Below are 24,512 nucleotides of genomic sequence, written 5' to 3'. Positions count from 1 at the left end.
GTGTTTTTTGGGGGGGGGGGTGGCGGGGGTGGGTCGGCTTTGTTGGTGTGGGGCTCTCGCCGCGCCCGGCGCCCCCCGGTGTGTGGGGGGGGGGGGGGCCCCCGGCCCCCCCCCCACCCGGAGAGCCGCTACTTCAGCGCGAGGGTGCGGGCGTCGGCGGCGATGACGCTGGCGACGTCCGCCGGCACCAGCTTGCCGGCCTGCCGGTCGGCGTAGGTGGCCAGCTCGGCGTACTGGGCGTGGGCCAGCTTGGTGGTCATCGCGGTGACGGCGGCCGGGTCCGCTCCCGAGGTGAGGATCAGGTAGCCGAGGCCGGCCTGGTTCACCGTCACGGTGAAGGTGCTGGTCGCGGTGGCGGTGCCCTCCGGCCCGATGGCCTCGGTGGAGATGGTGTGCCGGCCGGCGGTCAGCTTGGCCAGGTCGAGCTTGCGCCCGGCGGCCGACTTCTTACCGTCCAGCGTGACGGTGACGGTGTCCGCGTTGGTCGCGGCTACCGCGATCACCGGAGACTGCGCCCGGTCCAGCCGAGCCTCGTTGGTCGGCGACGTGATCTGCACGGTCGGGTCGGCGGAGGTTCGCTGGACGAACGCCGAGTTCCAGCCGACCAGCTCCGCCGCCCGGTTGGTGATGATCGCGTCGGTGCCGATCCGCTCCAGCCGCTGCCAGAGGCCGGCGGAGTCCATCGTCCAGGCCATCACGGCGACCCCGGCGGCGTGCAGTGGGGCGACGACCTCCGGCTTGGCCAACAGCGCGTTTCCGTCCGGGTTGTACGCGGTCAGGTGCAGCTCCTTCGCGATCGCCACCGGGTCGGCGTCGAGGGTGCTGCGGAGCAGGCCGAGCGGTAGCTCGGGGGCGATCTCGTAGGTGTACCTCAGGGCGTCGACCTCGAAGCTCTGGATGAAGACCCGGCCCATCATCTGCTCGTCCCGGATCACCTGGATGATCGTGGCGACCTCGTCGCGGGTGTGCTTGCCCTTGATCTCCACGAGCAGGTTGCCGCCCCGGGTCCGCAGGTCGGCGAGCTGCTCGGCGAGGGTGGGCACCCGCTCGCCGACGTACTGGGGGCCGAACCAGGAGCCGGCGTCGAGTGCCTTGATCTGCGCGGCGGTCAGGTCCCGGATGTTGCCGGTGCCGTCGGTGGTCCGGTCGACGGTGCCGTCGTGCAGGATGAACGGGATGCCGTCCTTGCTCGGCTGGACGTCGTTCTCGATCCAGTCGGCGCCGCCCTTACGGGCGATCTCCTGGGCGACGAGAGTGTTCTCCGGTGCGGCGGCGGACGCTCCCCGGTGGGCGATCACGGTGAACGGGCTGCCCTCCGGGCGGAGGTAGCCGTTCGGCGCCAGCTCGGTGACGGTGACGTCGTCGTACGACACGGTCGCGCCGTTGACGAAGAGCCCCTGGACGCCGTCGGCGGAACGCTGGAGGCTGCTGGTCCGCATCGCCTCCCGCCCGTCGAAGATCCAGCGGGCCTGGTTGCCGTGCACCTCGACGGCGACGCGCACGTCGCGGCCGATGCCGGCGGCGGACGGAGCGGAGGCGGTGTTCGTCACGACCCAGGCGTTGGCCGTGGTCCGCTGGGCGAATTCGAGCCCGTTGGCGGCGGTGGTGCCGCTGCGCATGGTGGCGATCCACCAGGGGGTCGCGCCACTGGCGGGGACGTCGATGCCGAGCGAGGCCCAGCGGGTGGCGGCCGAGACCGATTCGAAGCGCATGGTCGCCTCGAGGCGGAAGTCGTTCAGGTGTCGACCGAAAGTGATCTTGTTGTTGTCGCTGGAGCTGGCCGAGGTTCCGTAGAGTCGGCCGTTCTCGACCTTCCAGGCGCCGTCGACCGCGTGCCAACCGGCGGGCAGCGAACCGGTCGAGAAGTTCTCCGAGACGACGACGCTGCCCGCTTCGGCGGTGGCGGGCGACGAGGTCGCGACGGCGACCGCGACGGCAGCGCCGGTGACGGCGAGGGCGGCGACGGCGGCAGCGGCCCGGGTACCCAGGGCGCCGAGGCGCGACCCGGCGCGGCGAGGCGACGGTGGTGCGGGTAGGACAGTCATGGTCGCGACGGTACGAAGCGCGCCCGAACTGATGATCAATCAAGCATGGCTGCCACCGGAACGCCTGGTGTACGCGCTCGATCGGGGTGCACCCGGTTGGTCAGTTCGACAGGCCGGAGCAGGCGGCCCCGTCGATGGTGCACGCCTTGGGGGCGGAACCGGTCAACGATCCGTTGACCCGGAACGTCACCCGGACCGAGGCGTTGCCGGGCACCTGGCCGGTGTTCGCGTCCGGCACGAACGTCCACACCGCGCCGTCCCGGCTGGCCTGTGCTCCCTCGACCCCGCTGACTCCCAGCGACTCCCGGGGCAGGGTGACGACAAGCGTCCACTGCGGCGCCGGGACCGAGCCAGGATTGTTGATCGTCACGGTCGCGCCGTAGCTGAGCAGGGCGTTGTCCGTGATGGCGAAGTCGGCGCCCAGGGCCGCCGGGGTGGGTTCGGCGGTCGCACCGGTCGGCGTGGGCCGGCCCGACGACGCGACGACCGGTGGGACCGAGGAGGCCGAGGCGGGTGGGGAAGCGGGCGCCGCCGGGCTGGTGACCGCCGGTCGCGCCTGCGCACGGGGCGTACCGGACGGCGACCCGCCCACCTGCTCCGCCGGTGGCGGCGGGTCGAGGGTCACCGGTGTCAGCTTCTCCGGCGTCCGCAGCACCCCGACGACGGAGATGGCCGTCGCGATCAGCACCCCGAGCGCCGCGATGACGGCCACCCAGGTGGCCCGCGAGACGTCCTCCCGGCCGGTGAGCACCCGCCGTGTGGTCGTGACGAGGGCCACGATCCGATCCAGCAGGATGATCGCCACAGTACGGCGTGGCTGGGGTGGTGTTGCCGGCACTGCCTGTCTCTCCTTCAGTTCGTCGCCGGGTGGGTGCCCACGATCCGTCCGGGTCGCGGATGGCACCTACCCGGTCACAGAGCGCGGAGCCCGACGAGTATCGCCTCGAGCAGGTCCTCGGTCGGCAACTCCGACAGCATCGGCGGTTCGTGCGTCTCGATCAGCCCGGCCGCGAGCAGGTCGCCGAGCAGCACCCGGACGGTCCCCAGCGGAAGGTCCAACTCGGCACCGACCTCGGCCACCGACACTGGATGGTGACACAGCTCGACGATCCGCGCCTGTTCGGGGAAGAGCGGTGTGGGGGGCGTGACCCCCCGCCGGGCGACGACCAGCGAGATCAGGTCGAACTTGCCGCGTGCGGGCGCGGTGCGCCCCCCGGTCATCGTGTAGGGCCGGGCGACCGGGCCCGCGTCGTCGTCGTACCACGCCTCGTCAGTGGTGCCGCTGGTGTGCACCAGTGTCCCCGATCGTCACCGAGGAGGCGGGGCCCAGAGTGATCGGCAGGTGCCGCTCGGCCTGCCCCACGAAGAGCGCCACCTCGTACGCCATGTCACCGACCTCGACGTCGTCACCGGCGATCCGCACGGTGAGGATGGTCCCGTTCGGGATGGTGGCGATGAACAGGAACGCTCGCGACATCTGCACCACGATCTGGCGCAGCCGACCAGCGTCGCAGGTGCGGGTGGCGGCCAGCCCCAACGCGATCAGGCCGGCGACCACGCCGGAGATCTGCTCGGCCAGCTTTTCCCCCACCCGCCGCGACCCGCCGAGCGGCAGCCCGTCCGGCGAGAGCACCACGGCGAACTCCGCGCCGTGCACCCGGTCGACCAGGTTGTTCAGGGCGTCGGTCAGGCCGTCCTCGGTGACCACTGCAGACGTCATTCAGGTCTCCTTGCTGTTCTCGCTACTGGCAACTCGACCGTGTCGAGGCTGGTCCTGCCGTGTCCCGGGCCGGTCGGCCCGGGGTGGCGGACCCGCGTCGGCAGCGCGCCGTCGCCGCTCGGGTCGGGCAGGTCGGTGCGGGCCGGTGGGTACGGGGTGTCGGGTGGTGCGCTGGCCGGTGTGCGGCCGGTGTCGGTGACCGTGACCAGTTGGGCGGGCAGGAGCACGATCGCGGCCGTCCCACCGCGCCGGCTGGGGCGCAGCGAGACGTGGGCGCCGCAACGGCCGGCCAGTACGGCCGTCGCGTACCAGCCGGCGAGGCCCGCGGGCGGGCCGTCCGCTGGCGGCTGGCCGAGCAGGTGGTTCGCCTCGGCCAACGCGGCGGCGTCCAGGCCGGGACCGTCGTCGACGACGAGGACGGCGCACCCCTGCGGTCGTTGTTCGCCGCTGACCCGGACTGTGGTGTCCGCGCCGGAGAAGGCCAGGGCGTTCTCGATCAGCTCCGCCAGCAGGTGGATGACGTCCGTGACGGCCGGCCCCGCGAGCGACCAGGGCCAGTGCGGCGCGATCAGGACCCGGTGGTAGTCCGGCACCTCGGCGACCGCGCCGCGTGCCACGTCGAGCAGCGGCACCGGGCGTCGCCAGCGGCGGGCGGGTCTCGCGCCGGCCAGGGTGATCAGTTTCTCCACGTTGCGTCGGATCCGCGTGGTGAGGTGGTCGAGCTGGAACAGCTCGCCGTTCTCCTCGGTGGACCGCTCCCGACGTTGCATCCCGTCCAGCAGGCTGAGTTGTTCGCGCAGCAGGATCTGATTGCGTCGGGTCAGCCCCAGGAACAGCTCCCGCTCGGCGTCACCCCCCGGCATCGCAGGTTCCCTCGCTGGGGCCGGAGCGTCCTGCGCCGGCGCCGGAGGGTCGGCGTCCGGCCTGGTCAGCTCGTTGGTCAGACGTCGGACGGTGCCCGCCCAGCTCAGCAGGAGCACGAGGACGACGATGAGGCCGAGCCCCACCACGGCCCCGGTACGCGCGATGAGAATGGCGGCACCCGGTGTGGCCCGCTCGACGCTGCTGCGGGCGGTGCTCGTCACCAGTGTCTGCAGCGCGCCGAGGGCGGCGTCCGCCGCTGCCCGCCAGCCTTGGACGGTGAGACCGGCCAGGGCGTTGGTGCTGCCCGCCTGGAGCAGCAGCCGGTCCTCCAGGGCGAGCAGAGCCGCGAACTCGGGGCCGGTCGCGAGGCGCTGGTGCTCGTCCTGACCGGCGGGCGGAAGCCCGGCCGCGGCATCGGTGCGCGCGTACCGCTGGATGCTGACCAGTGCGGTCAGCCGGCGCCGCTCGTCGACGCCGAGCCGTGCCCCGGTCAGGGCCGCGCTGACCAGGGTGTCCTCCCGGGCGAGCAACTCCCGGGCGCGGGCCAGCGCGATCACCGCGCGGGTGTCGGCCGCCAACCCGCTCTCGTACGCGCCCCACTCGGGGCCGTACACCCGGAAGGCGACGTCGATGACCTCGTCGTACCCGGCGGTGGCCGTGGCCTGGTCGAGCTGCCCGGTGTCCACCTGGGACCGGGTCGTGCCGAGGCCGTCGAGCCGTCGGACCAGCTCGCCGGCCCGGTCGCGGACCGTGCCGGCGCTGAGCAGCCGAAGGTCGCGCCCCTTCGTGAACTCGCGGATCTCGGCGGCGGCCCGGTCGGTGCCCTGGCGGGCCCCGGCCAGCTCGGGCGTCGTCTGCCCCGCTTCGGCGAGCGTCTCGGCGGTGATCCGGCGTTCCGTCTGCAGGCTCAGGATCAGGCGGTCGATGGGCTGGCCCAGCGTGTCCGCCAGCGCCCGGACGCGCAGCAGGTCGACGGCATCCTGGGTGGACACGTAGGCCGCGTACGACCAGAGCGTGACCAGCACGGCGGCCAGCACGGCCAGCCTGGTCCGGATCAGCCGGACATCGTTACGGGTCATCGGCTCGTCCGCTGCGGCCACGGCTGCCCGGCGCTGTCGCTGGCCCGGTCGGCGACGAGGGTGCGCAGCAACGCCAGCAGCTCGGTGCGGTTGGCGCAGTTCAGCCGGTTGCGCATCCGCGCCACGTGGTGTTCGACGGTCTTGGCGGAGATGAAGAGCCGGTCGCCGATTTCCCGGTAGGTCAATCCGGCCAGCACCAGCTCGGCGACCTCGTACTCGCGGTCGCTGAGCCCGTGCTGGGTGGGGCCGGTGACCCGTGCCGTGCTCGCGCCGGTCGTCGGTGTCTGACCGGCGTGCCCGCCGGAGGGTCGTCCCTGCAACGCTCGGGCGCACTCCAGCAGGGTGGTCATCGCCCGCCGGTCCGCGGTGCGGATGGCGGCCTGCCCGGCGAGACGGGCGCCGTCCCAGCACAACCCGGTGTCGTGCAGTCCGCGGGCGGCGGCCTCCACCCGGGTCGGGTCGACATCCCCGCGGAGCACCTCCACCCAGCTCTCCGCGGCGGCGGCGACCACGGCCGCGTACCGGCTGTGACCAGCGGCGGCGAGCAACGCCGCGACGTGTTCGTCGGCGACCGTCGGCTCGCCGGTCAGGATGGCGGCGTGCAGCCCGCTCCAGTGCAACGGCACGCTCCACAGTGGTGGGTTGCCGAGACGGTCGAGCAGCGAACGCCCCTGGTGCAGGTACGGCTCCAGCCGGGCCAGGTCACCCAGCCGCGCGCCCGCGATGGCCAGCTCACCCAGCGGCAGCAGGGTGAACAGGTCGATCGGGTGCCGCACCACGGCCTCCAGCGCCTGCCCCCAACCCCGCTTGAGCGCCCCGAGGTCACTGTTGCGCCGGCCGATGCCCATCCGGATCGCGGCGGCGAAGAGCTGGTCGCGTGACTCCAGTTGCCGCCCGTCGAGCGTCACCGTGGCGAGGCGCTCGCCGGCGGCGTGGATCTCGCCACGGACCATCAGGATCCAGGCCTGCAACAGCCGATGGCGGCGGGCCATCAGCGGGCCGCCGACACCGGCGCCCAGGGCCCGGTGCAGCACCCGCTCGGCGATCTCCAGCTCACCGCAGTGCACCGCCGTCAAGGCGGCGAGGGCCGCTGGGCTGTCCGGCAGCAGCGCCGCTCGGCCGTCCGGCTCCAGCAGCGCGGCGGCCTGCACGAGCGCGGAGAGCGCGGCGGTCGGCGGGCCGGTCACGCTCTCCCGTACACCGTTGGCCATCAGTCGGGCGGCGCTGGCGTGCAGGGTGGGCGGTTCGCCCGCCGGGTCACCCGCCGGTGACTCGGTGGTAGCGGCCAGCTCACCGGCGGCGAGGCCGCCGACGATGGCGAACGCCGCCGCCGAGGCGCTGCCGGACCACCGGAACAGCTCGACGCTGCGACCGACGTGACCACGGTGGGCCAGGGCGGTGGCGGCGACCACGGCCGCCTCGGAGCGCTCCGGGGGAGCGGCCGTGGCCAGCAGCCGGTCCGCCAGCCGAAGCGCGTCGTCGAGGTCACCGGCGAGCGCGGCGGCGAGCGCCTGCCGCGCGTTGGGCGGCTGTCCGGCCGCCGTGGCCGCCGCGAACAGTTCGGCGGCGAACGCCGGCTCGTCGGCCAGCGCCTCGTCCGCCGCGGCGGCCAGGGTCGCGGCCGGGCAGTCACCGAGCGCGCCGACCGCGAGCAGGGAACGGACCAGCGGCAGCACCGCGCCACCACGAGCGAGCTGCAGCTCGGTGAGCCGGCGCCAGACCGCCGTCCGCTCGGTGGTGGGGCTCAGCGTCGCGACGGCCCGCCGGACGATCGGCGCGAGCCGGCCGTCGGCGCCGAGCAGCCCGGCCGCCCGGGTCGTGGCAATCAACTCGTCCACCCCGGCCGGGTCCCGACCCAGCAGCGCGCCGAGCATGCTCACCGGCAGCGCCCCGCCGGCCGCGACGGCGAGCAGCAGCCGTCGTACCGAGGTGGGCTGGACCTCCAGGTCCGGGTTGAATTCGAGGATGACCGACCGGGGTGGGTCGACCATCGCGCCGGTCCGGGTCTCCGGGCCGGCCAGGCCACGGGCCAGCCGTTCGACATCCCGGGGTACGCCGGCCGTCTGCGTGTGGACGAAGTCGACCAGATCGGCGGGGCGGCCCAGTTCGGGTGTGGCGGCGAGGTACGCGGCGGTCTGCTCCCGGGTGAACGGCGTGAGCAGCACGGCCTGCCCATCGCGTCGCAGGGCGTCGACCAGCTCGCTGCACGCCGCCGACCGCGGCCACGGGCGGTGGGCGACCACCAACCGGTGTCGGCGGCCGGCGACCAGACGCAGCAGCGCCTCGATCCGCGCGTCGTCGAGCAGGTGCGCGTCGTCGACCAGCACCACCGTGTCGGGGTCGACCGGCTCACCCGGCTCCGGAGCGATCGTGCGTACGGCGACCCCGGCGCGCTGGTGAATGCGCTCCAACTCGGCGAGGAGCGCGGTCTTTCCGTGACCGGCCGGACCGGCGACGCCGACGGCGAGTGGGCCGGTCGGATCCTGCGCGACCGTCTCCAGCAGCGCCTGCAACCCCTTGTCCAGGGTCAACCCTGGTGCGACGAGGTCATTCATGATCATTGGGGTCATCCTTCGCGTCCCCGGGTCCGGGCCAGCGCCAGGCGGGACGGCTTCGGCAGTTCCAGTGGGAGGACCCGGACCGGGGGCCGCGGTGGCGGATCACCCGGAACGGTGTGGTGGGGGCGGCGTGGTGCCGGCAGGCCGGCCGGCCCGGCGCCGCTGACCGGGGCCGCAACGCGGGCCGGCGCCGGTTGGCGAGGGCGTGGTGACACCACCTGACAGGCGGCCATCGCCGCCCCGGTGGCGGCGGTCAACTGGGCGTCCGGCTCCACCTCGACGGGCACCGGGAGGGCCGCGCTGATCAGCTCGGTGACGAGCGGGACCCGGGTGGAGCCGCCGGCCAGCAGAACGCCGTCGAGCTGCGCCGGAGTCAGGTCGGCACTGCGCACGGCCCGGAGCAGGAGGTCGACGGTGGCCTGCACCGTCGGGCGGATCATCGCCTCGAACTGTGCCCGGGTCACCGGCACCCGGGCCGGGCCGCTCGGCAGGGTCAGCACCACGTCGGCGGTCAGGTCGACGGTCAGCACCCGCTTGACCCGGTCACACTCCGCGCGCAGCCCGCGCAGCGCGGCCTGGGCCCCGCGACGTCCGGTCGCGGCCAACTCCCGGGCCAGCACGGTACGGGAATGCTCGGCCAGCGCCTCGTCGAAGTCGGCGCCGCCGATCGAGTCGAGACCCTGCGGGGTGCCGAACGTCTCGTACGTGCCGCGCGCGGTGCGGCGCACCAGAGCCGCCTCGAAGCTGTTGCCCCCCAGGGCGTAGACCACGGCCGTGCTGCCCGCGAACCCGCGAGCGGCGTGGCTCTCGGCGACGGTGACCGTGCGGGGCAGCAACGTCACGTGCCGTAGGCCGAGGGCCGACAGTGCCCGATGCAGCACCTCCCTTCGGTAGGGGCGCCACCCCGCCGGGTGGCTGAGCACGATCGCCTCGGCCGCCCCGCCCTCGAGGGCGTGGACCCGCTCCACCACCCACGCCGCCAACTCGGCGGTCAGGGTCTGCGGCGCGCACGGCTCGCCGCCGAGGAGCACCGGCACGTCGTCGCCGATCCGGTGGACGAAGTCGCGGGTGGTGCGGCTGCCGTCGTCGGTGGCGGGCTCGCCGACGTGCAGCGAACCGTCCTCGGCCAGGCAGAGCACCGACGGCATGAGAGGCGAGCCGGCGCTCAGCGGGACGGCCTCGGGACGTGTCCAGGTCGCGCCGCGTCGTCGTGCGACCGCGGCGGCCGTGTTGCTGCTTCCGATGTCTATCCCCAGGACGTACGGCATCGTCTCTGTCTCTCCCCGTGAGTCGGCCGGTCGGTGGCGATGGCGTCGGCTGCCCGACGACCCACCCCCGGCGAACCCCGCGGGCTCCTACGTTCGTACCAGAGATCAGTCCCTGGTCGGGACCCTAATCTCGTCGGGACGGTTTCCCCCTGTCCCCCTAACGTACGAGGTGGCGGAGCCCCTAGTTCAACCGGCCCGGATGCGGGCTCAGCCCCGATGCCCGGGGGTGGGCCCCGGCAATAGCGTCTTCACTGTCGACGTACGACACCCCGCCAATGCCACATCCGAGGAGAACCGGCACATGGACTCGCAGCAGACGCTCCACGACTTCGTGCTCGACCTACTGACGAACCCGGACGCGCGGTCGGCCTTCGACCTCGACCCCGAGGGTGCGTTGCGGGGCGCCGGGCTCACCGACATCACCGCCGCGGACGTGCAGGACGTCGTACCGCTGGTCGTCGACTACGCGCCGGGTGCGGGCCTCGCGCCGTTGACCTCGCCGGTCGAGCAGCTCGGGCTGGACCCGCTGCTCACCGACACCACCGACGTGGTGGGTCAGCTGCAGAGCGTGGCGCAGCAGATCAGCGTCACCAGCTCGCCCAGTGGGCTGGACGTCAAGGCCGGCGTGCTCGGCGCCATCGCGGTCGACCCGTCGACCGCCGCCGCCGGGGTCACCGTTCTGCCGGGCATCGGTCTGGGCATCGGCCCGTCCGGCCTCGACACCGACCTGGCCGGTGTCTCCGACGTGGCGCACACCCTCGACGCCGACGTGGTGCAGCCGGTGGACGCGATCGCGGACCCGGTGCTCGGCGACGTCACCAGCACCGTCGGCGACCCGACCGGTCTGCTCGGCGGCACTGACTCGAATCTGATCGGCGGCGACCTGACCGGTGGTGTTCTCTCCGGCACCCACGGTCAGCTCGGCGGGGTCGTCAGCTCTCTCGGTGTCGACGACACCCTCGGCGGGCTGGGCCTCGGGCACGGCGACGGTCTCGTCGGCGGCGTGGTCCCGCCGCTCGACGTGCCGTCGACGGTGGGCGGCGTGACGCACCAGGTGGACAGCCTCCTCCCCGGTGTCACCGACACGGTCGGTGACGTGACCGGTGGGGTCACCGACGGTGTGCTCGGCGACGACTCGCACGCCTCGTCCGATCACGGGCTGCTGGGTATCACCGGCGGCCTGCTCTGACCTGGATTTCCGGTCGGAGCGGAGGGCCGGATCGTCTCGGGCGATCCGGCCCTTCCCGGTTCCACATCCGGTCCCTCTTGATAATTAAGCCGAAATCCGCACACTTGGTGCGGTGATGGCCGGGATCTGGTTGGACGTGCTGGACGAGATCGCCCGCACATGCACTGCACACGGGCGTGGTGACCTACTCCAGACGGTGCGGCAGAAGCGTGCGCAACTGCTGGACCCGACGCTGCGTGTCCTGGTCATCGGCGAGCCGAACCAGGGCAAGAGTCAGCTGATCAACGCGATCATCAACGCTCCGGCCTGCCCGGTCGGGGACGGCCGTACGACCGTCCTGCCGACCGTGGTGCAGCACGCCGAGGCCCCCACCGCGGCGGTGGCGCAGTCGCCGCCACCAGCCCCGGGGCACCCCACCGGCACCGCCGCCGCGGTGACCGTCGAGCGGACCCCGGTGGCGCTGAACCAGGTCGCGGCGGGGGTGGCCGGCCTGGTCGGGCGTCGGCCGGGCGGTGGCCCGGCGTACGTCGAGATCGGACTGCCCCGCGCCCTGCTGGGTGCCGGGTTGGTGCTGGTGGACACTCCCGGCACCGACGAGGTCGCCGGTATCGGCGCCGCCGCCTCGGTCGCCGCGCCCGCCCGCGCGGACACCGTGCTGTTGGTCACCGACTCCACCCGGGAGTTGTCGGTCGCCGAGTTGAACATGCTGCTGCACATCATGCGTTCGCATCCGAACGTGATCGTGGTGCAGAGCAAGACCGATCTGGTTGCGGACTGGCGTACGGTCGCCGAGCGCAACCGGCAGCACCTGGCCGAGGCGGGCGTCCCGGCGACGCTGATCCCGGTCTCGGCGGCGCTGCGACTGCGCGCCGCTGCAACCGATGACCGTGGCCTCAACGCCGAGTCCGGTTTTCCCGCGCTGATCGCCCGCCTGCAACGCGACCTGGCCGGCAAGGGCGACCACCTGGCCCGAGCGGCGGTGCAGACGGTGGCCCGGACGGTGGTGGAGCAGTTGGCCGCGCCGCTGCGCGCCGAATTGGCGACCCAGCAGGCCGAGGAGCAGTCCGGGCCGATCTCCCGGTTGCACGCGGCGCAGCGCGAGGTCGACGAGTTGCGCCGGTGCTCCACCCGGTGGCAGAACACGCTGACCGACGAGATCACCGATCTGCTCGCCGACCTCGAGTACGACCTGCGCGACCGGACCCGACAGATCCTGCGCGCGGTGGACGAGGCGTTCGACACCGCCGACCCGTTGGTCGCCTGGGACACCTTCCAGGACTGGCTGGAGAGGAGCCTGGTGGAGGCGGCGGAGGCGAACCACGAGTGGTTGATCCAGCGCTGTGACTGGATCGCCCGGAGGGTGGCCGCCAACTTCGACCGGTACGGCTACGACGTGCTGCCGCCGTGGTCGATGACGATGCCGGACGACATCGGCGAGCGACTACCCGAGCTGCAACGGCCGACGATCGACCGGTTCACCACCGGCCAGAAGCTCTTCACCGGCATGAAGGGCTCGTACGGCGGCATGCTGATGTTCGGTCTGGCGACCACCCTGGCCGGCATGCCGATGATCAATCCAGTCTCGGTCGGCATCGGGGCGTTGTTCGGCGGCAAGAGCATCCGCGACGAGAGCAAGCAGTTGCTCCGTCGCCGGCAGGCGACCGTCAAGACGGCCATCCAGCGGCATGTCGACGACTTCTTCGTCCGGATCATCCGAGACTGCCGCGACGCCGCCCGGCAGGTGCAGCGGATGCTGCGCGACCACTTCACGGGGTTGACCGAGGAGCTCCAGGAGGCCATCGTGCAGTCGTTCCGCAGCGCGAAGCAGGAGGCCGACACCGATGCCTCCCTGCGCGAGCAGCGGCAGCGCGAGATCCGGTTGAAGATGACCCGGTTGGCCGCGGTGTACGAGCAGGCTCAACAGTTGACTGGTGCCCGGTCCGCCCCGTTGCTGCTGGAGCCGCAGGCATGACGGTGGGGGTGCGCCTGGACGAGGCGGCGTGGGGGTTGCTGCACCAGGCCATCGAGCTGTACCAGGACAATCCCCGGGCCGTCGCAGAGCTTCGGCATCAGGTGGCCCGGTTGGAGCAGCCGCTGCGGATCGCCATCGTCGGCCCGTGGCGATCGGGCAAGTCGACGGTGCTCAACGCGTTGATGGGGGAGGAGGTCGCGCCGGTCGAGCGGGCGGACGGCGCCTTCACCTGGTACGAGGACGGGGCCGCGCCGCGCGCCACCGCCTACCCGGTCGGGCAGCCACCGCAGGAGTTGGCAGTGGTGAAGTCGGCGACCGGGCTGCGGGTGGATCTGGGCTGGGGTGCGGGGGACGTGCGGGACATCGTGGTGCGGTGGCCGACGCGGGCGCTGCGGCAGATCACGCTGATCGACACCCCGGCGGTCACCGGAGGAGCCGAGCAGGGTCGGGTGCCGGTGTTGGAGCGGGTGCTGCGGGATTCGGACGCGGTGTTGTACCTGACCCGCGACGGTCGCGACAGTGACCTGCGGGTGCTGGAGTCGGCACGGGACAGTGCCGTCGGGCAGTCCGCCGCGGTCAACGTGATCATGGTGCTGTCCCGCGCCGACGAGACCGGCGGAGGCCGGATCGACGGTCTGCTCACGGCGCGCCAGCTCGCGCGCCGGCACTACCGCGACCCGAGGGTGAACGCGCTCAGCGTCAACGTCGTGGCGTGCAGTGGAATGATCGGCCTGGCGGGCCGGATGCTCGGCGAGTCGGACTTCGCCGCGCTCGCGACCCTGGCCCAGGTGCCCCGGGCGGAGCTGGACGTCCACCTCATCTCCGCCGACCGTTTCCTCCGCGGTGAGCTGCCGGTGCGGCTGGATACCGAGGTGCGCGCCGCGCTGCTGGGCCGGTTCGGGGTCTTCGGTGTCCGGCTGGCGGCCACGCTGGTGCGCAGCGGGTTCGACAGCCGGGTGAAGCTCTCCGCCGAGTTGATCCGGCGCAGCGGTCTCACCGAGCTGCGCGAGTCGGTGACGCGCTGTTTCATCGATCGCCGCGACGCGCTGAAGGCCCGGTCGGCGCTGGCCGCGGTGGAGGCGCTGCTGCGGGCCGAGCCGACCCGGGGGTCGGCCGAGCTGGTCGGCGCGGTGGAGCAGATCCTCGCCGGTGCGCACGAGTTCCGGGAGCTCCGCCTGTTGGTGGCATTGCGGAACACCCGGCTGGGGTTCGACGCGGAGCTGGCCGCCGAGGCGCAGCGGCTGGTCGGCGGCGACGGGGTGGGCCTCGCGGCTCGGCTCGGTGTCGAGCACGAGGCCGACGTGCGGCAGCTCTGGGAGGTGGCCTCCGACGCGCAGTGGCGGTGGCGGGACCGGGCGGAGGATCCACTGCTGCCGCTGGCGCAGCGGCGCGGCGCGCAGGTCGTCGTCCGCAGTTGCGAGGGGATGATCGCCGAGCTGGTCGCGGGCGGCCGCTGAGCGTCGTCAGATCGCCGCTTCCGCGGCGGCGGCCGATGGTCGTCCCCGGGGTAACGGCCTATGACACGCCTGAGGGACGGCCGTGGCGGCCGTCCCTCGCACGCGTCGCGCCGGGCTCAGCGCGGTTCGTACGTCTGACAGTCCGCGATGTCCTGGCCCGGGCCCACCCTGATGGACGGCGCGTGGCACTCCAGCTCGGCGTTGTGCTGGCAGTCGGCCCGCTTGCAGGCACCGACCTGGGCGATGACGCGGTCCAGCCCGCCCTTCGCCGAGGTGTCGATGAACGTGGCGCAGTTGGCGTTCTGCTGCCCGATGGTGATGGCGAACGCGTGGCAGCCGTCGTGGTTGTAGCCGCAGTCGGTGACCGTGCACTCGTGCACCCGCGGCATCTCCAGCATGTCGGTCATGGCGATCTCGCTTCCGTCGGTGGTCACTCCCATACCCGGCCTCGACGGGACAACTCCCCACCAGCTATCTGTTTTGGGAAGATTCGCATAGGCCAGCCTCGCCTAACCGCCCTTCCGCAGGTGGATCGCGGCCCCGAAAACCGTTATTCGATCTCACTCCGTACGGTCGTGCCTGACCTGCGGAGATAACGCTCTCACGGATGGTGGGAGAGAGCTTGACGCGCCCGTGATCCGGACGCAACGATGCATTTACATATCTCGTCCCACCACCGCCAGGCGTGATCGGCGCACGCCGTCCCTCGCACCGCGAAAGGACCCCCACTGTGCGCAGATCCCTGAGATCGTGGCTCGGCCTCGCGCTGAGCGCGATCCTCGTGGCGGGCGGCATCGTCGCCGCGCCACCCACGGCCAGCGCCGCACCGTTCACCGTCCTGGTCTTCAGCAAGACCGCCGGATTCCGGCACGGTTCCATCACCCCGGGCATCGCCGCGATCCAGCAACTCGGTGCGGCCAACGGCTTCACCGTCGAGGCCACCGAGGACGCCGCCCAGTTCACCGACGCCAACCTGGACCGGTTCGCCGCAGTGATCTGGCTCTCCACCACCGGTGACGTGCTCAACGCCGCCCAGCAGGCCGCGTTCGAGCGCTACATCCAGGGCGGCGGTGGGTACGTGGGCGTGCACTCCGCCTCCGACACCGAGTACGACTGGCCCTGGTACGGGGGACTGGTCGGGGCGTACTTCGCCTCGCACCCGGCCGAGCAGAACGTCACAGTGAAGGTCGCCGACCAGGTGCACCCGTCGACCGCGACGCTGCCGCAGCGGTGGAACCGGTTCGACGAGTTGTACAACTACCGCACCAACCCCCGGGGCAACGCGCACGTGCTGGCCACCCTGGACGAGAGCACCTACACCGGCGGGAGCATGGGCGCCGACCACCCGATCTCCTGGTGCCAGAACTACTCCGGCGGTCGAGCCTGGTACACGGGTCTGGGGCACACCGACGCGTCGTACACCGAGGCGAACTTCCGGCAGCACCTGCTCGGCGGCATCCAGACGGCCGCCGGCGCGGTCGACGCCGACTGTGGTCCCACCGTCACCAGCAGCTTCCAGCAGGTGGAGTTGGCCAAGGGCGCGGCCGAGACCGGCGAGCCGATGAGCCTCACCGTCCTACCGGACCGGGGGGTTCTGCACACCTCCCGCAACGGCGTGATCCGGCACACCGACGCCGCCGGCAACACCAAGATCGCCGCCACCCTGCCGGTCTACACCGGCGACGAGGAGGGTTTGCAGGGCATCAAGGCCGACCCGAACTTCGCCACCAACCGCTGGGTGTACGCCTACTTCGCCCCACCACTGAGCACCCCCGGCGGTGGTGCGCCGGCCACCGGCACCCCGGCCGACTTCGCCGTCTGGGACGGCGTCAACCGACTGGCCCGCTTCACCGTGAACGCGGACAACACCATCAACCTGGCCAGCGAGACCCTGATCCTCAACGTGCCGACCAGCCGGGGCATGTGCTGCCACGTCGGCGGTGACATGGACTTCGACGCGGCCGGCAACCTCTACCTGTCCACCGGTGACGACACCAACCCGTTCGACTCGGCCGGCTTCACCCCGATCGACGAGCGGGCCGGGCGCAACCCGGCGTTCGACGCGCAGCGCACTTCGGCGAACAGCAACGACCTGCGCGGCAAGGTCCTCCGGATCAAGCCGAGCGCGGCCGGCGGCTACACCATCCCGGCCGGCAACATGTTCGCCCCGGGCACCGCGCGGACCCGCCCGGAGGTCTACGCGATGGGCTTCCGTAACCCGTTCCGGATGAGCGTGGACAAGGCCACCGGCATCGTCTACCTCGGTGACTACGGCCCCGACGCGGGCACCGCCGACCCGAACCGGGGACCGGCGGGCAACGTCGAGTTCGCCCGCATCGACCGGCCCGGCTTCTACGGCTGGCCGTACTGCACGGCCCGCAACGACGCCTACAACGACTACACCTTCCCGTCCGGACCGTCCGGGGCGAAGTTCAACTGCGCCGGCGGGCCGGTCAACAACTCGCCCAACAACACCGGCATCACCCAGCTGCCGCCGGCCGTCCCGGCCTGGTTGCCGTACGGCGGCTCCGGCTCGCCGCCGGAGTTCACCGGCGGTGGCCTGTCGCCGATGGGCGGGCCGGTCTACCGGTACGACCCGAACAACACGTCGCCCGTGGCGTTCCCCGAGTACTACGACGGCACCTACTTCGCCGGTGAGTTCGGTCGCCGCTGGATCAAGAACATCAAGCTCGACGCGTCCGGCCAACCGCTGAAGATCAACCCGTTCCCGTGGACCGGCACCCAGGTCATGGACATGGAGTTCGGCCCGGACGGCGCGCTATACGTGCTCGACTACGGCACCGGTTGGTTCAACGGCGACGCCAACTCGGCGCTCTACCGCATCGAGTACGCCCGCGAGGGCAGAGCACCCGTCGCCAAGGTGTCCGCTACCCCGACCAGTGGCACCGCGCCGCTGACGGTGGCCTTCTCCTCGGCCGGCACCCTCGACCCGGACGGCGATCCGTTCACCTACGCCTGGGACTTCGACAACAACGGCACCACCGACTCGACCGCGGCGAACCCGAGCTTCACGTACACCACCAACGGGACCCGCAGCCCGACGCTGACGGTCCGGGACACCACAGGCAAGACGGCCACCGCGAGCGTGGTCGTCACGGTCGGCAACAGTGCCCCGGTGGTCACCGTGAACACCCCGTTGAACGGGCAGACCTTCACCTTCGGGGACGCGGTGCCGTTCTCTGTCACCGTCACCGACGCCCAGGACGGTGCGATCAACTGCGCCCGGGTCAAGGTGAACTACGTCCTCGGTCACGACTCGCACGGGCACCAGCTCGGCAGCGCGCAGGGCTGCACCGGGGTCATCCAGACCTCGGCCGACGGCGAGCACGACACGGCGGCGAACATCTTCGGCATCATCGACGCCGAGTACACCGACCTGGGCGGGGGTGGCCAGCCGGCGCTGACCACGCACACCCAGGCCGTCCTGCAACCACGGGTACGCCAGGCCGAGCACTTCGGTGACTCGTCCGGCGTCCAGGTCGTCGCCGGGGCGGCGGGGCACGGCGGCGCGGCGGTCGGCTACGTCGACAACAACGACTGGATCTCGTTCCGCCCCTACAACCTGACCGGCGTCCAGTCGTTCAGCGCCCGGGTCGGCGCACCGGCCGGTGGTGGCGGCACATTGGAGTTGCGGGTCGACTCGCCCACCGGGCCGCTTGTCGGTTCGACCACCGTCGTGGCCACCGGCGGGTACGCGAACTTCGCCACGGTCACCGGCGGGGTCACCGCCCCGACCGGCACCCGGACCCTGTTCCTGGTGTTCAAGGGCACCGGCCCGTACTTCGACATCGACGAGTTCACCCTCTCCACGAGCCCCGGCGGTCCCGGTCCTGACCCGGACCCCGACCCGGAGCCGGGCGCCAACCTGGCCCAGGGCAAGCCGGCGCGCGCGTCCAGCTTCGAGGGCGCGTTCGGCGCGGCCAACGCTTTCGACGGCGTGGCCGGCACCCGGTGGGGCAGCGCCTTCGGTGACCCACAGTGGATCGACGTGGACCTCGGCGCCTCGTACGCCATCAACCGGGTCAAGCTGACCTGGGAGGCGGCGTACGGCAGCGGATACCAGATCCAGACCTCACCGGACGGGGTCAACTTCACCACAATCCGTACGGTGAGCGGTGGTGACGGCGGGGTGGACGACCTGACCGGGCTCAGCGGGTCCGGCCGGTACGTCCGGCTGCTCGGCACCGCCCGGGGGACCGCCTGGGGCTACTCGCTGTTCGAGTTTGAGGTGTACGGCGGCACCGGAAGCCCGACCGGCGGCAACCTGCTGCTGAACAAACCCACGTCGACGTCGAGCAACGAGGGGGCCGACGTCTCCGGCGCCCAGGCGGTCGACGGCAGCCTCACCACCCGCTGGTCGAGCACGTTCTCCGACCCGCAGTGGATTCGGGTGGACCTCGGCAGCGCCACCGCGATCGGCCGGGTCAAGCTGAGCTGGGAGGCGGCGTACAGCAGCGCGTACCAGATCCAGACCTCGAATGACGGCACCACCTGGACCACCGTGAAGACGGTGACCGGGGCCGACGGCGGCGTGGATGAGCACACCGCGCTCGGCGCCAACGGCCGCTACCTGCGGATCTACGGCACGGCCCGGGGCACCGGGTACGGCCACTCGCTCTGGGAGTTGGAGGCGTACGCCAGCTGAACCACCACCGATGACGTGGCCGGCACGGGAATCCGTGCCGGCCGCGTCCGGTGGGAGACCCGTATTGCAGGCACAGATTGTCGGCATGTGCTGCTGCGTGTGGCCGAGAGTCCACTTCGGGAATTTCCCCTTTCCGGTGCTGACCGCGTTGGCCCAGGCACGGGTACGCCGTCATCTCCGGTGAGCCCGGGACGCCACATCCCAGAGACAAAGGGCTGCGCCCGCTGGCTCCGATGAGCCAGCGGGCGCGGCCTTGCTGATCTGATCGGGTAAGCGACGCATCGCTATCTTCTGCGTGACCTCACCGATCGGGGTGCCTAGGTGTTGATTCCTCGGCCATCAGCCCGTGCAGTTGGGTACTGCCGGCGCGCTGCCCACGCAATTGTTCGGCGTGTTGGCGCTGATCGGGGAGTTCGTGGTGGTCATGGTGCCACCCTGGCGATACACACCACCGGCGGTAAGGAGCTCGTGGTTGACCGTAACTGCGGTCTGGGTCAGCGTGGTCGCGGTGGAATTGAGCGCGGCGATTCCACCGCCGCCGAGCGCTGCGCTGTTTCCGGTGATGAGCATCGGGCTACCGGATACGCCGCTGGTAGTCAGAGTGCCTCTGCGACCGTTGTAGATGCCGCCACCACTCAGCAGCGCGGAGTTGTTGACGACCGGGCTCCGGGTGAACGTTGCGGCCGGCGCTGTGCCGGTGCTGGTGTCGACGTTGGCCAGGCCACCACCGTCGAGCGTGGCCGTGTTGCCGTACAGGCTGCTCCTGGTCAGAGTGACCGCACCTCGGTTCAGGATGCCACCGCCGCTGCCGACGACACTGCCGTTGGAGAACGTGATCTCGGTAGTGAGGGTGAGCTTGCCGGTGACGCTGACCTCCGCGATCCGGAAGGGCAGCAACGAAGTGCGCGTGATCGTCGCCGGGCCGATCATCTCGATGGGCGTGGTGATGACCGGCAGCGCGTTGCTGAGCCCCCCGTGCGGGAGGGTCATCTGGTAGGTGCAGCCCGAGGCGAGAACAAGGGTGTCGCTGGTCGCGGTGGAGTTGGCCTGGGTGACCGCCGCGACCAGAGCGCCCTGGCTGCACGCCACGGGAATGCTGATGGCCGACGCTGCGGGAGCGAAAATGACCACGCCTCCGGCGACGACAGTGGTGCCGATCAGGGACTGGATGCTAGTACGGATACGTCGGATGACGTCTACTTCCCTGAAACAATAAGGAGGATTCCGCATGGCACGGGGCGCAGAAGATGGAGTAGCGCAGCTGACGCCTACCACGCTGCGGAGTGATGCATCTCAACGAAAGGCGCTCGGTTTCTCAGTCCCGGTGGAAGTTCCGTGCCGATTCGTTGCTGAGATGACCTTCACGAGTCTACTGTCGACTGAACCATAACGTCAAGTTTTCATTTGGATACTTCGAGAGTTGTCGAGTCGGCTGTTGGGGTCTGGCCAGCGAGAATGGCGTTTTCGGTCCTTGTTTACGGACGTTTTCGACTCTGCGTCGATGGCAAGAATCAGAATGAATCTTTCCCCGGTCGTTGCGGCGAGTGCCGCTAACTCTTTAAGCGTTGGAATCGGCGCCAGTAGATGATGGCGCAGGCCAGGCGAGGAAGGCTTCGTGGATCTCCCAGCGGAGCCGTGTCCTTGACCGCGTTGGGCGATGACCGAGGTGATGCCCCTGGCGCGAAGTTGTCGGCGGCAGCAGCCGCAGTCGTAACCACGGCCGGCGTACAGCCGTTCCGGGCGAGGCCGGCAACCCGCCAGCACTGACCTGCGGCGACGTCAGTCGTCGGCGACGGCCACCGGCTCCGAGCCGATGCAGCGCAGCTTCAACTCGTACTCCCGGGCCGCCCCCTGGAAGGTGACCTCGACGTCGTCGTCGGGGCCCCGGTCCACGTCGCGGACCCGGTAACCCTGCGCGGGCGCCCAGGAGACGAGGCGTACGCCGCCAACGCCGCACTCGGCCACGGCCGTGCCGCCGTCGGTGGCAAACCCCCGGCGGGCCCCGGAGTCGCCGCTCGGTGCCGCGCTCGACGCGGCCGGTGCGGTGCTCGCCGTGCCTGGCGCGGCCGAGGCGGTGCCCGTGTTGCCGGTGGGCGCGGGCTGGGGTGAGGCGAGCGCCCGCTCGATCTCGGCCGCGCTGCGCACTCCACCGGGGGTGCCGGTGAGGCTCTCGCCCACCAACCGGATCGCGCCCAGGCCGATCAGGGTCGCGATGGCGGCGGTGGCCACCCACCCGGTGGCGACGAGGATCGAACGACGGCCCATCCCCTGACTATCCCCGATCCGTCCTTGTCGTTGGCACAACCGAACGCTAAGGCGTGGTTAACGTGCGCCGCACTGCCGGCGGTAGCGGTTAGCCTGCCAGCTGTGGCCCGCCTGCTGCTCATCGAGGACGACCTGACGATCCGTACCCCGCTGATCCGGGCCCTGCGCGAACGCGGCCACGCGGTGGCGGCGGCCTCGACCGCGATGGCCGGGCTCCGCGACGCGCTGGAGGACCGACCCGACCTCGTCGTGCTCGACCTGGGCCTGCCCGACCTGGACGGCCGCGAGCTGCTGCGGATGCTGCGCGCGGTCAGCTCGGTGCCGGTCATCGTGGCCACCGCCCGCGACGACGAGACCGAGATCGTCCGGGTGCTCGACGCGGGCGCCGACGACTACGTGGTCAAGCCGTTCACAGCGGCGCAGCTCGACGCCCGCGTCCGGGCGGTGCTGCGGCGGGGACCCTCCGGTGCCGACGGGCAGGACCCGACGCTCGTCGTCGGCGGACTCCGCGTCGACCCCCGGGCCCGACAGGTGACCCTCGACGGCGTCGCGGTCGAGCTGACGCCCCGCGAGTTCGACCTGCTGCACCACCTCGCCGGCCGACCCGGCCAGGTGGTCACCAAACGTGAGCTGCTCACCGAGGTGTGGCAGATCCCGTACGGCGGTGCCGACAAGACCGTCGACGTGCACCTGTCCTGGTTGCGTCGCAAGTTGGGGGAGAACGCCCAACAGCCTCGCTACCTGCACACCGTGCGCGGTGTCGGGGTACGTCTCGAAGCCCCGGTGGCGCAGCCGTGAGGGCGCGTCTCGCGCTGCTGGTCGCCGCGGTCAGCGTCCTCACCCTCATCGCGTTCCTGGTGCCGTTGGCCCTGCTGCTCCGCACCGTCGCCGAGGACCGGGCCACCGTCCGGGCCACCGCCGACGCGCAGAGCCTGGTGCCGGTGGTCGGCACCGCTGACGCGGCGACGATCCGACTCACCGTGGAGCAGCTCGCCGCGGAGTCCGGGCGGCCGGTGAGCGTCTTCCTGCCGGACGGCACGGTGCTCGGCGCCCAGACACCGCGTACGCCCGCGGTGGCCCTCGCCGCGCGCGGACAGAGCCTCACGGGGGAGTCGGCGGCCGGCCGCGAGGTGGTCATCGCCGTGCAGGGTCGGGCGGACGGCACCGGGGTGATCCGGATCGCGGTGCCGCGGCACGAGCTGACCGCCGGGGTCACCCGGGCCTGGCTGGTGCTGGCGCTGCTCGGCGTGATCCTCGTGCTGATCGGGCTGTTGGTCGCCGACCGGCTGGCGCGCACCCTGGTCCGGCCGATCAGCGACCTCTCGGCCGTCTCACACCGGCTGGCCAACGCCGAGCTGGACGCCCGGGTCACGCCGGTCGGCCCGCCCGAACTGCGCGAGGTGGCCGGCGCGCTCAACCACCTCGCCGCCCGCATCCAGGTGCTCCTGGTGCAGGAACGCGAACAGGTCGCCGACCTGTCGCACCAGCTGCGTACGCCGCTGACGGCGTTGCGGCTGGAGGCGGAGTCGTTGCGGGACCCGGACGACGCCGCCCGGATCACCGCCGCCGCCGACGGGCTCGAACGCGCGGTCACCGGGCTGATCCGGCAGGCCCGGTGGCGGCACACACCGGCGCAGCAGGCCTCCTCGGACGCGGCGGCGATCGTCGCCGACCGGGTCGCGTTCTGGTCGGTGCTGGCCGAGGACACCGGCCGCGCCGTCACCCTCGACCTGACGCCCGGCCCCCTTCCCGTCGGTGTGGCCGCCGACGACCTGACGGCGGCCGTGGACGCCCTGCTCGGCAACGTCTTCGCGCACACCCCCGACGGCACACCGTTCGCCGTCCGGCTCGCCCGCGAGGCCGGCGAGGTGGTCCTCACGGTCGCCGACGAGGGCCCGGGCATGCCCGCCGGGGCGATCCGGCGGGGCGCCAGCGCGGCCGGGTCCACCGGCCTCGGCCTGGACATCGCCCGCCGGGCCGCGCAGGCCGCCGGCGGTCGACTGGAGGTGCGGGCCGACCCGGGCGGCGGTGCGCGGGTGCTGCTCCGGCTCGGACCTTCGACGTCGCCGCGGGACGCATAGCCGCTGCGGTGCCGGGTAGCTGCCAGTCATGGCGCGGTATACGAAACCCGAGCTCAGAGAGCAGATCAAGGAAGAGGTCAAGGCCTCCGACAAGGGCGGCCGACCGGGGCAGTGGTCGGCGCGCAAGTCGCAGCTGGTCACTCAGGAGTACAAGAAGCGCGGCGGCGGATTCCTGGGCGAAAAGGACGAGCGGCAGAAGTCACTGCAGCGCTGGGGCAACGAGAAATGGCAGACGAAAGAGGGCGACACCCGGGCCCGCAAGGACGGCACGACCAGTCGCTACCTGCCCAAGAAGGCCTGGGAGGAGATGTCGGAGAACCAGAAGCAGGCGACCGACACGAAGAAGCGCGAAGCGTCCCGAACCGGCAAGCAGTACGTCGCCAACACCGGGCCGGCCAAGCGAGCCCGTCGGGATGCCACCACGGCCGGCCGGATGTCGGAGATGTCGGTCGCGGAGGCGGCCAAGCTGGTCCGTGGCCTCGACACGCGACAGCTCAAGACCGCGCTGCGTAACGAGCGTGCCAGCAAGGACCGCAAGACGCTCGTCCAGCGGTTGGAAGCCGAGCTCAACCGGCGCGGCTGACCCAGCCCTCGAGCGCCTTAACCCGGCCTTAGCCTCCGGACAGCGCGGTGCTATCCCGAACTGGCCGATCCTCGGAGTCGACAACCGAGGAAAGGTGGACACCACGATGAAGCGCACCAATCTGCTTCTGGCGTCGGTCGGCGGGTCGGCGGTGCTGGCGGTGGCCGGGGTCGCGCTCGGCGTCACCGCCGCGAACGACTCACGGACCGGCGGCACCGCACTCGCCGCGGCAACCGTCGCGCCGACGGCCACCGACGCGCCGGAAACCACCGGTTCGCCGTCGGCCGGCACCCCATCGGGTACGCCGTCGGCCGGCACCCCATCGGGTACGCCGTCGGCCGGCACCCCATCCGGTACGCCGTCGACCGGCAGCGCGCCGGCGGGTAGCGCGGTCGACGAGAAGCGCGCCGGTGAGATCGCCCTCGCCAAGGCCGGTGGCGGTCAGATCGTCGAGGTCGAAGCCGAGCAGGAGCACGGCCGGCCGGTGTGGAGCGTCGAGATCGTCGCGGGCGACACCGAACACGAGGTGGACGTCGACCGGGACAACGGTTCCGTGGTCAAGGCCGAGCAGGAGCCGGTCGACGACGATGACAACGACGCCGACGACGCGGACGACGACGACAAGGACGACGACAACGACGACGACGACGACGACTGACCGAGGGCCGCTGCCCACCCCGGGTGCTTCCCGGGGAGGGGCGGCGCGTTGTGACGCGGTGGTCGGACCGTCCTTCCTGGACGGCTCGGCCACCGCGTCCGTCTGCG

Annotated in this window: 18 protein-coding genes; 8 read left to right on the top strand and 10 right to left on the bottom strand. The window is 71.8% G+C overall.

All coding sequences use genetic code 11. The annotated features are described in order from the left end of the window. Positions 1 to 128: 128 nt before the first annotated feature. From ACIBD9_RS29720 to ACIBD9_RS29690, 7 genes are all read right to left on the bottom strand, one after another. Complete coding sequence (locus ACIBD9_RS29720; RefSeq protein ID WP_396722612.1) at positions 129 to 2,045, bottom strand: glycerophosphodiester phosphodiesterase; 1,917 nt, start codon at positions 2,043 to 2,045, stop codon at positions 129 to 131. A gap of 100 nt (positions 2,046 to 2,145) precedes the next feature. After that, positions 2,146 to 2,850: a cellulose binding domain-containing protein gene (locus ACIBD9_RS29715; protein ID WP_396722610.1), complete on the bottom strand. Its 705-nt coding sequence runs from the start codon at positions 2,848 to 2,850 to the stop codon at positions 2,146 to 2,148. A gap of 107 nt (positions 2,851 to 2,957) precedes the next feature. Further along, positions 2,958 to 3,338, bottom strand: a complete 381-nt coding sequence (locus ACIBD9_RS29710; RefSeq protein ID WP_387165590.1) for a DUF742 domain-containing protein — start codon at positions 3,336 to 3,338, stop codon at positions 2,958 to 2,960. After that, complete coding sequence (locus ACIBD9_RS29705) at positions 3,316 to 3,765, bottom strand: roadblock/LC7 domain-containing protein (protein ID WP_396722608.1); 450 nt, start codon at positions 3,763 to 3,765, stop codon at positions 3,316 to 3,318. The genes ACIBD9_RS29710 and ACIBD9_RS29705 overlap by 23 nt, the downstream gene beginning before the upstream one ends. Next, positions 3,762 to 5,708, bottom strand: coding sequence for a nitrate- and nitrite sensing domain-containing protein (locus ACIBD9_RS29700; RefSeq protein ID WP_396722606.1), 1,947 nt, complete (start codon positions 5,706 to 5,708; stop codon positions 3,762 to 3,764). The genes ACIBD9_RS29705 and ACIBD9_RS29700 overlap by 4 nt, the downstream gene beginning before the upstream one ends. Then, entirely contained in the window at positions 5,705 to 8,269 is a 2,565-nt protein-coding gene (locus tag ACIBD9_RS29695; RefSeq protein ID WP_396722605.1) for a LuxR C-terminal-related transcriptional regulator, read from the bottom strand. Before ACIBD9_RS29695 ends, ACIBD9_RS29700 begins: the two co-directional genes overlap by 4 nt. A 5-nt stretch (positions 8,270 to 8,274) precedes the next feature. After that, a complete protein-coding gene (locus ACIBD9_RS29690) occupies positions 8,275 to 9,534 on the bottom strand; it encodes an Hsp70 family protein (protein WP_387165596.1) in 1,260 nt (419 codons plus the stop codon). Between the two features lie 301 nt (positions 9,535 to 9,835). On the opposite strand from ACIBD9_RS29690, the gene ACIBD9_RS29685 reads away from it, so the two are divergent. The 3 genes from ACIBD9_RS29685 to ACIBD9_RS29675 all read left to right on the top strand — a co-directional run bounded on the left by ACIBD9_RS29685 (position 9,836) and on the right by ACIBD9_RS29675 (position 14,152). Beyond that, positions 9,836 to 10,723 carry an IniB N-terminal domain-containing protein gene (locus ACIBD9_RS29685; protein ID WP_387165598.1) on the top strand — a complete coding sequence of 296 codons (888 nt, stop codon included), beginning with the start codon at positions 9,836 to 9,838 and terminating at the stop codon, positions 10,721 to 10,723. A gap of 115 nt (positions 10,724 to 10,838) precedes the next feature. Then, positions 10,839 to 12,695, top strand: a complete 1,857-nt coding sequence (locus ACIBD9_RS29680; RefSeq protein WP_396722615.1) for a dynamin family protein — start codon at positions 10,839 to 10,841, stop codon at positions 12,693 to 12,695. Beyond that, positions 12,692 to 14,152 carry a hypothetical protein gene (locus ACIBD9_RS29675; protein WP_396722604.1) on the top strand — a complete coding sequence of 487 codons (1,461 nt, stop codon included), beginning with the start codon at positions 12,692 to 12,694 and terminating at the stop codon, positions 14,150 to 14,152. Before ACIBD9_RS29680 ends, ACIBD9_RS29675 begins: the two co-directional genes overlap by 4 nt. Positions 14,153 to 14,268: 116 nt before the next feature. Here ACIBD9_RS29675 and ACIBD9_RS29670 read toward each other — a convergent pair whose 3' ends face one another. Further along, positions 14,269 to 14,559, bottom strand: coding sequence for a DUF1540 domain-containing protein (locus tag ACIBD9_RS29670; protein WP_387165602.1), 291 nt, complete (start codon positions 14,557 to 14,559; stop codon positions 14,269 to 14,271). A 323-nt stretch (positions 14,560 to 14,882) separates the two neighbouring features. On the opposite strand from ACIBD9_RS29670, the gene ACIBD9_RS29665 reads away from it, so the two are divergent. Then, positions 14,883 to 18,818, top strand: coding sequence for a ThuA domain-containing protein (locus ACIBD9_RS29665; RefSeq protein ID WP_396722603.1), 3,936 nt, complete (start codon positions 14,883 to 14,885; stop codon positions 18,816 to 18,818). A gap of 339 nt (positions 18,819 to 19,157) precedes the next feature. Here the strand turns inward: ACIBD9_RS29665 and ACIBD9_RS29660 are convergent, their stop codons facing one another. Together ACIBD9_RS29660 and ACIBD9_RS29655 are read right to left on the bottom strand one after the other, a co-directional pair. Continuing rightward, complete coding sequence (locus ACIBD9_RS29660) at positions 19,158 to 20,048, bottom strand: hypothetical protein (protein WP_396722601.1); 891 nt, start codon at positions 20,046 to 20,048, stop codon at positions 19,158 to 19,160. Positions 20,049 to 20,597: 549 nt separating this feature from the next. Next, positions 20,598 to 21,083 carry a septum formation initiator gene (locus ACIBD9_RS29655; RefSeq protein WP_396722600.1) on the bottom strand — a complete coding sequence of 162 codons (486 nt, stop codon included), beginning with the start codon at positions 21,081 to 21,083 and terminating at the stop codon, positions 20,598 to 20,600. Positions 21,084 to 21,185: 102 nt separating this feature from the next. On the opposite strand from ACIBD9_RS29655, the gene ACIBD9_RS29650 reads away from it, so the two are divergent. The 4 genes from ACIBD9_RS29650 to ACIBD9_RS29635 all read left to right on the top strand — a co-directional run bounded on the left by ACIBD9_RS29650 (position 21,186) and on the right by ACIBD9_RS29635 (position 24,405). Further along, a complete protein-coding gene (locus tag ACIBD9_RS29650; RefSeq protein ID WP_396722598.1) occupies positions 21,186 to 21,881 on the top strand; it encodes a response regulator transcription factor in 696 nt (231 codons plus the stop codon). Next, positions 21,878 to 23,164 (top strand): ATP-binding protein, encoded by a 1,287-nt coding sequence (locus ACIBD9_RS29645; protein ID WP_396722597.1) that lies wholly within the window; start codon positions 21,878 to 21,880, stop codon positions 23,162 to 23,164. The genes ACIBD9_RS29650 and ACIBD9_RS29645 overlap by 4 nt, the downstream gene beginning before the upstream one ends. 28 nt (positions 23,165 to 23,192) lie before the next feature. Further along, entirely contained in the window at positions 23,193 to 23,747 is a 555-nt protein-coding gene (locus tag ACIBD9_RS29640) for a DUF5872 domain-containing protein (RefSeq protein ID WP_396722595.1), read from the top strand. A 106-nt stretch (positions 23,748 to 23,853) separates the two neighbouring features. After that, positions 23,854 to 24,405 (top strand): PepSY domain-containing protein, encoded by a 552-nt coding sequence (locus ACIBD9_RS29635; protein WP_396722593.1) that lies wholly within the window; start codon positions 23,854 to 23,856, stop codon positions 24,403 to 24,405. The last annotated feature ends 107 nt before the right edge of the window (positions 24,406 to 24,512 follow it).

The organism is Micromonospora sp. NPDC050784 (assembly GCF_044456765.1).
Taxonomy (GTDB): Bacteria; Actinomycetota; Actinomycetes; order Mycobacteriales; family Micromonosporaceae; genus Micromonospora; species Micromonospora foliorum.
Note: the sequence above shows the minus strand (reverse complement) of the source record. Positions and strands in the feature narration are given on the sequence as shown.

What these genes read in the sequence shown, in the direction of transcription:
- ACIBD9_RS29670 (WP_387165602.1), bottom strand. Translation starts at nt 14,559, where the DNA reads ATGACCGACATGCTGGAGATGCCGCGGGTGCACGAGTGCACGGTCACC.
- ACIBD9_RS29700 (WP_396722606.1), bottom strand. Translation starts at nt 5,708, where the DNA reads ATGACCCGTAACGATGTCCGGCTGATCCGGACCAGGCTGGCCGTGCTG.
- ACIBD9_RS29660 (WP_396722601.1), bottom strand. Translation starts at nt 20,048, where the DNA reads ATGCGGAATCCTCCTTATTGTTTCAGGGAAGTAGACGTCATCCGACGT.
- ACIBD9_RS29685 (WP_387165598.1), top strand. Translation starts at nt 9,836, where the DNA reads ATGGACTCGCAGCAGACGCTCCACGACTTCGTGCTCGACCTACTGACG.
- ACIBD9_RS29655 (WP_396722600.1), bottom strand. Translation starts at nt 21,083, where the DNA reads ATGGGCCGTCGTTCGATCCTCGTCGCCACCGGGTGGGTGGCCACCGCC.
- ACIBD9_RS29635 (WP_396722593.1), top strand. Translation starts at nt 23,854, where the DNA reads ATGAAGCGCACCAATCTGCTTCTGGCGTCGGTCGGCGGGTCGGCGGTG.
- ACIBD9_RS29690 (WP_387165596.1), bottom strand. Translation starts at nt 9,534, where the DNA reads ATGCCGTACGTCCTGGGGATAGACATCGGAAGCAGCAACACGGCCGCC.
- ACIBD9_RS29720 (WP_396722612.1), bottom strand. Translation starts at nt 2,045, where the DNA reads ATGACTGTCCTACCCGCACCACCGTCGCCTCGCCGCGCCGGGTCGCGC.
- ACIBD9_RS29680 (WP_396722615.1), top strand. Translation starts at nt 10,839, where the DNA reads ATGGCCGGGATCTGGTTGGACGTGCTGGACGAGATCGCCCGCACATGC.
- ACIBD9_RS29640 (WP_396722595.1), top strand. Translation starts at nt 23,193, where the DNA reads ATGGCGCGGTATACGAAACCCGAGCTCAGAGAGCAGATCAAGGAAGAG.
- ACIBD9_RS29695 (WP_396722605.1), bottom strand. Translation starts at nt 8,269, where the DNA reads ATGATCATGAATGACCTCGTCGCACCAGGGTTGACCCTGGACAAGGGG.
- ACIBD9_RS29675 (WP_396722604.1), top strand. Translation starts at nt 12,692, where the DNA reads ATGACGGTGGGGGTGCGCCTGGACGAGGCGGCGTGGGGGTTGCTGCAC.
- ACIBD9_RS29705 (WP_396722608.1), bottom strand. Translation starts at nt 3,765, where the DNA reads ATGACGTCTGCAGTGGTCACCGAGGACGGCCTGACCGACGCCCTGAAC.